Below are 11,147 nucleotides of genomic sequence, written 5' to 3'. Positions count from 1 at the left end.
CTCGCCTTCGCGCTGATGAAAAACCAAACCGAATACCAGCCACATATACCTTGCGAGCAGACATAGAATCTCCTACACGGGCCTTGGCCCGGGCGCCGGTACCGGGATCCCGTAGGAGCCTGCCCGCAGGCGAACGGACCGCAAACAAAAAACCCCGACCGAAGCCGGGGTTTTTCACGCAGGAGCCGATGGCTTACATCTGCGGCTCGAAGACCCGCTTGGTGACGATCTCGCCGTCCTCGATCGCCCAGTGGGCGAAGGTGCCGGGAACGTCGCCATTGTCGTCGAAGTTGATCGAGCCCGAGGCGCCCTCGTAGTCGATCTCCTCGCCATTGGCGATGAGCTCGGCGGCCTTGGCGAACTCGCCGGGATAGATCATCTCCCCGGGCGGGTTGCCCACAGAGCGCAGGTTGTCCCGGATCGCCTCGCTGTCTACCGAACCCGCCTGCTCCGCGGCCAACGCGATAGCGTAGACGGCGTCATAAGCCGTATCCATGAACGGCTTCGGCGGGCGCTCCTCGTACTCGTCGACGTAGGCGTCGTTGAAGTGCTGCGCCCCGGGGGAATCCTCGCGGGCCTGCGGCGCGGTGCCGATGGAGCCGTTGAGGTACTGGGCGCCCAGGTTCTCGACGAGCTCCGGGGCCTTCATACCGTCGGTGAACACGAAGCGGTCATAGTATCCGCCCTCCAGGGCCTGGCGCAGGATGGTCTGGCCGTTCTCCGGATAGCCGATCAGCACCAGGGCGTCGCCGCCGCCGGCCTGCTGGAGCTCGCCGCGGTACGCGGACTGGCCCTGCTCGTAGGCCACCATCTCGGTGACGCTGCCGCCGTTGCTCTCGAACGAGGCCTTGAAGGCGTCCGCGAGGCCCTTGCCATAGTCGTTGTTGATGTAGATCACGCCGGTCGAGTCGTAACCCGCCTCGGCGGTGATCTCCGCGAGGGCCACGCCCTGGAAGGCATCCGAGGGTACGGTGCGGAACAAGAAGTCATCGTCGTCGAGATCCGTGATCACCGGCGAGGTGGAGGCGCCGCTGATCTGCGGGATGCCCTCGGGCTTGGACACGCTCTGCGCAACGGGAATGGTCACACCGCTGGAGAGCGCCCCCACGAAGGCATGCACGCCGCGGACGTTGGCCAGGTTCTGGGCGGCGTCGACGCCGGCCTGGGGCCGCGTCTGCGTGTCGCCGTCCAAGATCTCCATGTCCTCGCCGAGGACCCCGCCGGCGGCGTTGATCTCCTTGGCGGCGAGCTCGATGCCGTTCAGCGACGGGCCACCATAGGACTGCAGGTCACCGGTGAGCGGCACCAGCGCGCCGACCTTGAGCGGCTCGGCTATGGCCGTGGCACTGGCGGCGATGGCCAGCGCGGAGACCGCACCGATTAGCTGTTTCTTCACTGACATAATGATCGCTCTCCTGTCTGTTCTTCGAGTTGGGTTGCTGATGACCCGGCAGATACCGGGTCTGTGAGCGAGCATACGCACGCGCCGGGAGGCGTGCAAAGCGCGCCCACGCTGCCTATCGCCCCTCAGCATAGAAGGAGCCGCGGCCCTCCGCACGGGCAACCAACCCCGACGCGGGTGCAAAGCGCTCCCCATGATCCCTGCGGAAGCCGTCCAGCCAGCGGCACACGGCGTCCGCCTCCACATGATCCATATAATGAAACGGCCCGCCCCGAAACGGGGGGAAGCCGAAGCCATAGACCGCGGCGATGTCCCCGTCGCGGGGAACGGCGATAATGCCCTCGTCGAGGCATCTCACCGCCTCGTTGAGCAGCAGCCCCACTGTGCGCCGGACGATCTCCTCGGCCTCGACGACCCGGCGGGGCTGGATGTCGAGGAGCTCGTAGACGGTCTCGTCCACCTCGCCGGCGCTGCGGCCCCCATAGCGGTAGAAGCCCCGCCCGGCCTTGCGGCCAAGGCGGCCGTCGTCGATCATCCGCTGTGCCACCTCGGTAGGCCGCATCCTCTCGCCGAAGGCCTCGTGGAGCACCCCCGCGACGTGGGCGCTAACATCCAGGCCCACCTCATCGAGGAGCTTGAACGGGCCCACCGGGAAACCGAAGCCCACCAATGCCCGGTCAATAAGGTGGATGCCCACCCCTTCGCCGAGGAGGTGGATGGCCTCGTTGATGTAGGGGGCCAGGATGCGGTTGACGTAGAAACCGGGCGCATCGCCCACCACCACCGGCGTCTTGCCCTGACGCCGCGCCAGCGCCACGGCGGTCGCCACCACCTCCGGGTCGGTCCCGGCGTGGGGAATGACCTCCACCAGGGGCATCCGCTCCACCGGCGAGAAGTAGTGCATGCCCACCACGTTCCCCGGACGCCGGGCCCCCTCGGCGATGCGGGCGATGGGCAGCGACGAGGTGTTGCTGGCAAAGACGGTGGTCGGCTCGCAAACCGCCTCGATCTCCGCGAGCATGCGGTGCTTGAGGGCGAGCTCCTCGGGGACCGCCTCGAAGACCAGATCCACCTGGCGGAAACCGGAATACTCCAGGGTGGGCGTGACCCGGCGTCGCACCAGCGTGGCCTTGTGCCCGGGCAGGGTCCCGCGGCGACGGCGCCCCTCCACCTCGGCGGCCACGTGTCGCAACGCGGCGGACAGGCCCTCAATGCGGACGTCCTTCAGGCGCACCGGCAGCCCGGCCCGGGAGGCGGTTACGAACCCGATCCCCCCGCCCATGAGCCCGGCACCGAGGACGGCGGTACGCCGGAGCTCCCGGGGTTGGGCGTCGGCGCCGCGCTCCTTCTTCATCGCCGTGGTCGCGAAGTAGATGCCCATCAGCGCCCGGGCCTCCGGGGTCATCGCCAACTCGCCAAAGGCACGGGCCTCGCCATCGAGACCCGCCTCCATGCCCCGGGACAGGCCGGTGCCCACGCACTCGAGGATCCGCTCGGGGGCGGGGTAGTTACCGTGGGTGCGCTGTCGCGTTTGGTTGCCCGCCCGGTTCAGTACCAAGGCCCGCCCCGCCGGGTTGCCCGTCAGCGCCCACCGCGTGATCCGTTCCCGCAACGGGAGCCGCCGTCCCCCGCCCTTGAGACCAGCGACCCGCGCCACCGCGGCCTGCTCCAGGATGGCCGCCGGCACCACCTCGTCCACCAGCCCCATCCGGCGCGCCTTCCTCGCACGCACCTCGCGCCCAGTGAGCATCATCTCCAGCGCCGCCGGCAGGCCCACCAGCCGCGGCAGCCGCTGGGTTCCGCCACTGCCGGGGAGCAGCCCCAGCTGGACCTCGGGCAGGCCGAGGCGGGTATGGGCGGCGTCGCTGGCGACCCGGCCGTGGCAGGCGAGGGCCAGCTCCAGGCCGCCACCCAGGCAGATCCCGTCGATGGCCGCGACCACTGGCACCCGGAAGGCCGCGATCCGGGAGAAGATGCGCTGGCCGGTTCGCGCCAGGGCGCTGGCCTCTTCGCTACTGGCACACTCGTGGATCATTTGGACATCGGCACCGGCGATGAACGACCCGGGCTTACCGCTGGCGAAGACCACCCCGGCCACCGCGTTGTCCCCCGCGAGCTCATCAAGGATGTGGCTGGCGGCGTTGACCGCCTCGCGATCCAGGGTGTTCTGGCTATGACCAGGGGTGTCGATGCGCACCACGGCGATACCGTCGTCACGGCGCTCCAGCCACAGCGGTGCCGCCGCTTCCGGCGTGTCCGCAGCCATCTCAGTCCACCTCCAGGATCATGGCGGCCGCCAGCCCCCCGGCGGCACAGGCGGTGGTCAGTGCGCTACCCCCGCCGCGGCGGCGGAGCTCGCGCAGGGTCTGCACGATCATCCGGGCGCCGGTGGCGGCGAAGGGATGGCCATAGGCGATGGAGCCGCCGTTGACGTTGAGCCGTTCCCAGTCCAGCTCGCCGATGGGAGCGTCCCGCCCCAAATGCTCCCTGCTGAAGGCGGGGTCATTCCAGTACTTCAGGTTCGCCAGGGTCTGGGCGGCGAAGGCCTCGTGGATATCGACGAGCTCCAGGTTCGCCAGGCTCAGGCCGGCCCGGTCCAGGGCCGGCGGGGCCACGTAGGTCGGGCCGATCAGGGCGTCCTGGAAGGGATCCACTGCCCGGAAGGCCCAGGAGCGGAGGGTACCCAGGGGTTCGTAGCCGAGGGCCCGAGCCCGGGACTCGGACATCAGCACCAGGGCGGCGGCGCCATCGGTCAGCGGGGTGGAGTTGCCGGCGGTGACGGTGCCGTAGCGCCGATCAAAGGCGGGCCTCAGCCGGGCCAGGCCCTCCGGGCTGGCATCAGGGCGGATGTTGTTGTCCCGTTGCAGGGCCTCCTGCTCCCGGCCGGTGAAGGCGAGCATCACCTCTTCGTCCAGGTGGCCGGCCTCCCAGGCCGCATGGGCCCGTTGGTGGGAACGCGCGGCGAAGGCGTCCTGCTCCTCGCGGGGGATGCCGTGGCTCTTGGCCATCTGCTCGGCGATCTCACCCATGCCCAGGCCGGTGGTGTAGTCACGGATGGCCGGGGGCCGTGGCACCAGATCCCTGGGCCGTAGCCCACGGAAGGCACGCAGCCGTTCGCGGGTACTCTTCGCCCGGTTAGCGCGCAGCAGCGCGCCGGCGAGCCGCCGGCTCACCCCCATGGGGAGCACGGAGGCGGAGTCCGCACCGCCGGCAATGCCCACCTCGATCTCGCCGCGCTGGATGGCGCAGGCCACGTCCGCGGTGGTCTGGAAACTGGTGGCGCAGGCCCGCGAGACACTGTAGGCATCCACGCCCACGGGCAGGCCGGCATTGAGCCCCACCTCGCGGGCGATGTTCGGCGCCTCCGGGCGAATGACTACCTGACCGAAGACCAGTCGCTCCACCAGCGCCGGATCCAGGTCCATGCGGGTGATCAACTCGTTGACCACCATGGCCCCGAGCTCCACGGCGTCGGTGTCGGCATAGGCGGTCAGCTGCCGGGCAAAGGGCGTGCGCAGGCCGTCCACCACCGCCACCCGATCGCTTGCGGGTCTCGCCGGCACGGCGCCTCCTTTCCATACGCCTACGTATGGATAGCTTCGCCAGCGCCACGGCCCCTGTCAACTCCTAGCCATCACAGGGTCGCCCCGCCCCGTCCCGGGCCACGTTCCAGGACCGCACGCACGCGCTGCAGCCCCTCGGCGACGGTGGCGCGATCGCCGGGGGCGCTGATCGCCAACCGCACCGCCTGGGGCACAGGGTAGCGCGAGACCGCGAAGGGCTCTCCCGTCTTCACCACCACCCCCGCCTCCTCGCAGGCGCGGGCGAGCTCCCCGGCCCGCCAGGGCTCGGGGAGTCGGAGCCAGACATTGAATCCGTACGGCCGCGCGGCATAGTCGAACCCAGCGAGTTCCTCCGCGACCAGGACCTGGCGCTCGCCGACCGCCCGGCGCTGGCGGTGCGCCACCTCGTCCGCCTGCCCCGAGGCGATCCAGCGGCAGGCAAGCTCGGCGTTCAGCGGCGGCGCCATCCAGCAATGACTGCGCAGCGCCTCGGCCACGGCGGTGCGCCAGCGTCCCGGTGCCCGCACCATGCCCACGCGGAGCCCGCCGGCGAGTATCTTGGAGACGGCGCTGACGTGGATGACCCTTTCCGGTGCCTCGTCCACCAGCGCCCGGGGGCGCTCGGCGGCGTCCACCAGGTGTACCGCATCCTCGATCACGGCGACGTCGTGACGCTCGGCGACCTCGAGCAGCGCTGCGCGGCGCTCGGCAGGGAGCAGGGCCGTGGTCGGGTTGTTCTGGTCCGGTGTGACGTATACGGCGCGCACCGGCTGTTGGCGGCACAATGCGTCCAGGGCGTCCGGGTCCACACCGTCCGCGTCCAGCGACAGGGGCAGGTGGCGCAGCCCGAGCCCGCGCGCGGCGGCGATCAGCCCTGGGTAGACAAGACCTGGGGAAGCGATGGTATCGCCGGGACGGGCCACCGCCTGCAGGGCGAGGTTGACGCCGTGGAGGGCCCCCAGGCAGATGACCAGCTCACTGGCATCTATACGGAAGCCCCAGCCCTGCAGCCACCGGGCGAGGCACTCGCGGTGGGGCTCCAGGCCGGTCTCCGGCTGATACGCCAGGCAGGTCGCAAGGGTAGCCGGATCAGCGGCGATGTCCTGCAACAGGGTTGCCACGGTCGCCTCGCGATCCATGGGCACCGGGAAGGCGAGCCCGAGGTCGATGCGCCCGGTATCCCCACCCGGGGCGATGGCGAACGCGGGGGCGGAGGAGGCCCCACCCGCGTTCACGTAGGTACCGCTGCCCACTCGCGCGGTGACCAGCCCCCGCCGCTCGGCCTCGGCGTAGCCGCGCGTAACCGTCCCCACCGTCACGCCGAGCGCCTCGGCGAGCGCCCGATGAGTGGGAAGCCGCTGCCCGGGCGCCAGGGCCCCCGTCTCCACCGCCTCGGCGATGGCCTCGGCGATGGCGCGATAGCGCGGCCCCGGGAAGCGGGCAAGCGACGACACCGAAATTGTATCCATTACAAAATTCCCGTTTACACGGATTGTCTTCTTGGATAACACTAGGAAACGCGTGGTTCACGTCAGATTGTACCGATAAAAAATAAAATTGTAACCGTAAATAAGCGGAGGACCGCCATGTCCGCCATCGTCCCCACGGAACGCCTGTTCGAGACCGACGCCTATGCCACGGAGGGAGAGGCAAAGGTGGTAGCGGTCACAGCCGGCGGGGTGATCCTCGACCGCACCCTCTTCTACGCGGAAAGCGGCGGGCAGCCCGGGGATACCGGGAGGATCACCGCCGCCGACGGTCGGCGTTGGCGGGTGACGGACACCCGCTACCTGCCCGGACGCCTGCGTATCATCCACGAGCTCGACGAGGAGGGCCCCGAGCTCGAGCCCGGCGACAGCGTGACCCTCGCCATCGACCCCGCGCGGCGCCGGCGCCACATGCGCATGCACACCGCGCTGCACGTGCTCTGCGGGCTTGTGCCGGCAGCGGTAACCGGTTGCGCCATCCATGCCGGGCGCGGGCGCATCGATTTCGACCTGGGCGAGCGCACCCTGGATCGTGAATGGCTGGATGAGCGCCTCAACGCAGTGATCGCCGCCGGTCACCCCGTGCGCCAGGAATACCGTGATGGCGCCCGGGACAGCGCCCGCACCCTCCGTCGGCCACCGGGTAACGGCGACGCCGTGCGGGTAGTAAGCATCGAGGGCATCGACAGCCAGCCCTGCGGCGGCACACACGTGGCCAGCACCGCCGAGCTCGACGGCATCCGGGTGGCACGGGTTCGCAAGAAGAACCGCAGGGCCCGTCGCGTCGAGCTGGTGGACGACGCGGCGGAGGCGGGATGATGCCGGCGGACCAGCTCCTCGCCGTGGCCCTGTTCGCCTTCGCCATGTCGGCCACCCCGGGGTCGAAAGGGGACTACCAGCGGCGGCAGTAGGGATCCCAGGGCCCGAAACAGTCCCACCAGTACGGCGGCGCGCCCACCGGGCGGTTGATGGTCACCGGCACCCGCCGGGGCGGCCAGAGGTTATGCCCGTCCACCTCCACGACCACGTAGCGGTAGGGATATTCCCCCACTGGGCGGGTCTCCAGGCCGACGACGCGGCCGGTAATCGTGAGATCACGGCCGGCCGCGTAGACCGCCGGATCGAGGAAACCGTCAAAGCGTGCAAGTAAACGTCCGCCGCTGTCGGCGTCTTCCCGGGGCCGCGCGGCGGCGTCCAGCGGGCGCTGGCTCACCGCGACCAGGGTGTGGTCGGCACGATTGATCACCTCGACGATCTCCCCGCCCCAGCGCACGCGCTCACCGCCGTAGTCCTCCATCGCGGCGCGCATTGCCTCGGGGGCCGGCGAACGCGGCGGCGCATCCCGCACCGCCTCAGGCACCATCGCACAGCCACCCAGCCAGACGACAACGAGGATCACAACGCTCAGACGGCCCATAACCGGCCTCCCAGAATGCCCGCGGCGGGATGGCCCTCACCCCGCGGGCGTCTCCATATGATAGACCTCGGCGATTTCGTCGCGCTCGTGGACACTGACGCCAAGGTCCTTCACCCGACCGTCGGTCAGGGCGTAGATCCAGCCGTGAACCCCCAGCGGCTGCCCCCGCGCCCAGGCGTTCTGCACGATGGTGGTATGGCAGACGTTGCGCACCTGCTCGACTACATTGAGCTCACAGAGCCGGTCCACCAGGGACTCCCCGTCATCGATGCCTCGAAGGCTCGCCTCGTGCAGACGGTAGACGTCCTTGATGTGGCGCAGCCAGTTGTCGATCAGCCCCAGCTGGGCGTGGCCCAGGGCGGCACGGACGCCACCGCAGCCATAATGGCCGGTGACGATGACATGCCGGACGCGCAGCACCTCCACGGCGAACTGCAGCACGGACATGGCGTTCATGTCGCTATGCACCACGACATTGGCCACGTTGCGGTGGACGAACAACTCCCCGGGCAGCAGGCCGACGATGTCGTTGGCCGGCACCCGGCTGTCCGAGCAGCCGATCCACAGGTAGTCCGGGTTCTGCTGCCGCGCCAGCCGGGGGAAGAAGTCCGGCTGCTCGCGGGAGAGCCGCTCGGACCACCGACGATTGTTCGCCAACAGTTCCTCGAGTCCGCTCATTGCCTCCCCCCACGAGCATCGGGATGGTGCCTACCCTGTTACGGTACCAGACCCTGAATCGGGGTTATTCATTGTCACGGCCGGCCGCGGCCTCCAACAGCTCCCGCACCAGTGGATTAGGGAAGCGACGCCGCTGAAAGATGGCATAGAAGCGCTCCCGAACCTCCGGGATTCGACAGCGTTCCACCAGCACCCCCGCGCGCAACTCATCACGTACCACCACCGGTGGCACCAGCGCGTAGGCGTGTCCCTCACGAGCGACCAACCGCAGCATCGCCATGTCGTCCACCTCCGCGAGGATCACCGGACGCACGCCGGCGAACTCCAGCAATCGATCAAAGCTTTCGCGTACCCCGCTCTCCAGGCTCGGCAGCACCAGCCGCACCCCCTCCAAGTCCCCGGGGAAGCGCAGCGGGCCGTCGTCGGCGGAAGGCGGACCCACCACGCTGATGGGCTGGCTGCTCACCAGTTGGCTGTACCAATCGGCGCCCGCGTCGCGGGGCAAGGCCTCGTTGGAGAGCACCAGGTCGACGGCATGGGTCTGGAGCTGGGCAAGGAGCTCGCGGCGCCCCGCCGAGCGGATCACGAGCTCCACGTCGTCGCGATGGATCAGCGGCCGCAGCAGCTCGAGCTGGAAGTTCCGCGACAACGTGGTCAGCGCCCCCACGCGCAGGACACGCCGCCGCTGCCCCACCCCGCCCTTCAACGTGCCCACCAACTCGGCGCCGGCGGCGAACACCGTGTCCGCATAGTCCAGGGCGATACGGCCCGCCTCGGTGAGCCGTAGCCGCCGGCCCTCGCGCTCGAGCAGGTTCTGCCCGAGCTGCTCCTCGAGCTTGCGGATCTGCACCGACAGCGCTGACTGCGAGACATGCAGCCGCTGCGCCGTGCGCGAGAGGTTCCCGTCGTGGGCCACGGCCCAGAAGTAGCGGAGATGGTGGTAATTGAGCTCGGCCATATCGTTCGATTTTATCGAACGTTTTATCGCAAACAATGAATTTTTTTGTCTTGACGGGGCTTGGTACAACTTCGCCGTGTTCCGCGGCCTGTCCCAACGAGGAAAACGATGACCCCCGAGGCCCTACCCCTACTCGCCCCCCTGGCACTGCTGGCCACAGCGGCCGCCGCGCTGACACGGCCCGCAGCCTCTCCCGGCCCACTGCCCCGGCTCGCCGAGGGTGCCGCGCTGGCGGCCCTGGCGGTGGCCGCCGTCTCGACACTGTGGGTCGCGATCGAGGGGCCACTCGCAGCCCCGGGCGTACGCCTGGATGTGGTGGGCGCGCCGATGTTGCTGCTGGTGGGTTTCGTCGGCTGGGTGGTGCTGCGCTTCTCCGCCATCTATCTCGACGGGGAGCCCCGCCACCGCGCGTTCACCGGCTGGCTCTGCGCGACCCTGGCATCGGTGCTGCTCCTAGTGCAGGCCGGCCACCTGGCGGTGCTCGCCGGCGCCTGGGTGGCGATGAGCCTGTGCCTGCACCGGCTGCTGCTGTTCTACCCCCACCGTGCCGCGGCACGGCGCGCGGCGCGCAAGAAGTTCGTGTTCGCACGGGCCGGCGACGCCGCGCTAATCGCAGCGGCATCCCTCCTCGCCGCAGGCTTCGGCACCGGGGACATCGGGACGCTCCTGGAGGCCGCGCGGGACGGCGAGGCACCGCCGGGGACCGGCTGGGCGGCCGCCCTCCTGGCCCTCGCCGCCGTGCTGAAATCCGCGCAGTTCCCCACCCACGGCTGGCTCACGGAGGTCATGGAGACCCCCACCCCCGTTTCTGCCCTGCTCCACGCCGGGGTGATCAACGCCGGCGGCTTCCTGCTCGTGCGCTTCGCCGACGTGCTGCTGCTCGCCCCACCGGTGCTCGCCGCCCTCGCAGCCGTCGGCGGCTTCACCGCCTTGTTCGGCGGGCTGGTCATGCTTACCCAGCCGGCCGTCAAGACCTCGCTGGCCTGGTCCACCGTGGCCCAGATGGGGTTCATGATCCTGCAGTGCGGGCTGGCGCTCTTCCCGCTGGCGCTGCTGCATATCCTGGCGCACTCGCTGTACAAGGCGCACGCCTTCCTCGCTGCCGGCGGCGCGGTGGAGCGCATCGCCGCGAACCGCCGTCCCGGTCCGGTGGCGACGCCCGGCATCGCGGCGGTGATGTGCGCCCTGACGGCGGCATTGGCGCTGTATGCGGCGGTCGGACTCGCCTTCGGCCTGGCGTCGAAGCCGCCGCAGGCCATCGTGCTCGGGGCGATCCTCGTCCTCGGCGTGGCCTACCTGCTGGCCCAGGGGCTCGCGGACGCCGCCCCCGGGGCCCTGACCGCCCGCACGGCCGCGTATGCGGCGGCGACCACCGTCGCCTACTTCACCCTGCATGCCGTCGCCACTTGGGCCACGGCGGACCGCCTGCCCGCACCGCCGCCGCCCGGTGGCCTCGAGTGGGCCCTCATGGCCCTAGCCGTGGCGAGCTTCACCCTGGTGGCCGTCGCCCAGGCCGCCCTGCCGCTGTGGGCCCACCGTCCGGCCGCGGCCGCGCTCCGGGTGCACCTGGCCAACGGTCTGTATGCCAACGCCCTGCTCGACCGGCTCCTCGGGGGCTGGACGAGGTCCCCGAGTCACTGAC

9 protein-coding genes are annotated in these 11,147 nt (G+C 70.0%); 2 read left to right on the top strand and 7 right to left on the bottom strand.

The genetic code is table 11. The features are described from left to right. Positions 1 to 193: 193 nt before the first annotated feature. The 4 genes from ACQ754_RS15360 to ACQ754_RS15345 form a co-directional block, all read right to left on the bottom strand. Positions 194 to 1,402 (bottom strand): ABC transporter substrate-binding protein, encoded by a 1,209-nt coding sequence (locus tag ACQ754_RS15360; RefSeq protein ID WP_440997925.1) that lies wholly within the window; start codon positions 1,400 to 1,402, stop codon positions 194 to 196. Between the two features lie 115 nt (positions 1,403 to 1,517). Beyond that, positions 1,518 to 3,668, bottom strand: coding sequence for a fatty acid oxidation complex subunit alpha FadJ (gene fadJ / locus ACQ754_RS15355; protein WP_440997924.1), 2,151 nt, complete (start codon positions 3,666 to 3,668; stop codon positions 1,518 to 1,520). 1 nt (position 3,669) lies between these two features. Beyond that, positions 3,670 to 4,965, bottom strand: a complete 1,296-nt coding sequence (fadI, locus tag ACQ754_RS15350) for an acetyl-CoA C-acyltransferase FadI (protein ID WP_440997923.1) — start codon at positions 4,963 to 4,965, stop codon at positions 3,670 to 3,672. Positions 4,966 to 5,036: 71 nt separating this feature from the next. Continuing rightward, complete coding sequence (locus ACQ754_RS15345; protein WP_440997922.1) at positions 5,037 to 6,434, bottom strand: PLP-dependent aminotransferase family protein; 1,398 nt, start codon at positions 6,432 to 6,434, stop codon at positions 5,037 to 5,039. Positions 6,435 to 6,551: 117 nt separating this feature from the next. On the opposite strand from ACQ754_RS15345, the gene ACQ754_RS15340 reads away from it, so the two are divergent. Beyond that, on the top strand, positions 6,552 to 7,271 hold the full coding sequence (locus ACQ754_RS15340) for an alanyl-tRNA editing protein (protein WP_440997921.1): 720 nt from the start codon (positions 6,552 to 6,554) through the stop codon (positions 7,269 to 7,271). A 73-nt stretch (positions 7,272 to 7,344) separates the two neighbouring features. On the opposite strand, the gene ACQ754_RS15335 is transcribed toward ACQ754_RS15340, so the two are convergent. From ACQ754_RS15335 to ACQ754_RS15325, 3 genes are all read right to left on the bottom strand, one after another. Continuing rightward, positions 7,345 to 7,869, bottom strand: a complete 525-nt coding sequence (locus ACQ754_RS15335) for a Slp family lipoprotein (protein WP_440997920.1) — start codon at positions 7,867 to 7,869, stop codon at positions 7,345 to 7,347. A gap of 36 nt (positions 7,870 to 7,905) precedes the next feature. Continuing rightward, positions 7,906 to 8,547, bottom strand: a complete 642-nt coding sequence (gene can / locus ACQ754_RS15330; protein WP_440997919.1) for a carbonate dehydratase — start codon at positions 8,545 to 8,547, stop codon at positions 7,906 to 7,908. A 64-nt stretch (positions 8,548 to 8,611) separates the two neighbouring features. Next, positions 8,612 to 9,505, bottom strand: coding sequence for a LysR family transcriptional regulator (locus ACQ754_RS15325; RefSeq protein WP_440997918.1), 894 nt, complete (start codon positions 9,503 to 9,505; stop codon positions 8,612 to 8,614). A 108-nt stretch (positions 9,506 to 9,613) separates the two neighbouring features. Between ACQ754_RS15325 and ACQ754_RS15320 the strand changes: the two genes are divergently transcribed. Continuing rightward, positions 9,614 to 11,146: an NADH-quinone oxidoreductase subunit L gene (locus tag ACQ754_RS15320; RefSeq protein ID WP_440997917.1), complete on the top strand. Its 1,533-nt coding sequence runs from the start codon at positions 9,614 to 9,616 to the stop codon at positions 11,144 to 11,146. The last annotated feature ends 1 nt before the right edge of the window (position 11,147 follow it).

Origin of the sequence: Arhodomonas sp. SL1 (assembly GCF_052060015.1) — a bacterium.
Lineage (GTDB): Bacteria > Pseudomonadota > Gammaproteobacteria > Nitrococcales > Nitrococcaceae > Arhodomonas.
Note: the sequence above shows the minus strand (reverse complement) of the source record. Positions and strands in the feature narration are given on the sequence as shown.

Bases quoted from the DNA above. Each gene is read 5' to 3' on its own strand.
- ACQ754_RS15360 (WP_440997925.1), bottom strand. From the start codon at position 1,402: ATGTCAGTGAAGAAACAGCTAATCGGTGCGGTCTCCGCGCTGGCCATC.
- fadJ (WP_440997924.1), bottom strand. From the start codon at position 3,668: ATGGCTGCGGACACGCCGGAAGCGGCGGCACCGCTGTGGCTGGAGCGC.
- ACQ754_RS15345 (WP_440997922.1), bottom strand. From the start codon at position 6,434: ATGGATACAATTTCGGTGTCGTCGCTTGCCCGCTTCCCGGGGCCGCGC.
- ACQ754_RS15340 (WP_440997921.1), top strand. From the start codon at position 6,552: ATGTCCGCCATCGTCCCCACGGAACGCCTGTTCGAGACCGACGCCTAT.
- ACQ754_RS15335 (WP_440997920.1), bottom strand. From the start codon at position 7,869: ATGGGCCGTCTGAGCGTTGTGATCCTCGTTGTCGTCTGGCTGGGTGGC.
- can (WP_440997919.1), bottom strand. From the start codon at position 8,547: ATGAGCGGACTCGAGGAACTGTTGGCGAACAATCGTCGGTGGTCCGAG.
- ACQ754_RS15325 (WP_440997918.1), bottom strand. From the start codon at position 9,505: ATGGCCGAGCTCAATTACCACCATCTCCGCTACTTCTGGGCCGTGGCC.
- ACQ754_RS15320 (WP_440997917.1), top strand. From the start codon at position 9,614: ATGACCCCCGAGGCCCTACCCCTACTCGCCCCCCTGGCACTGCTGGCC.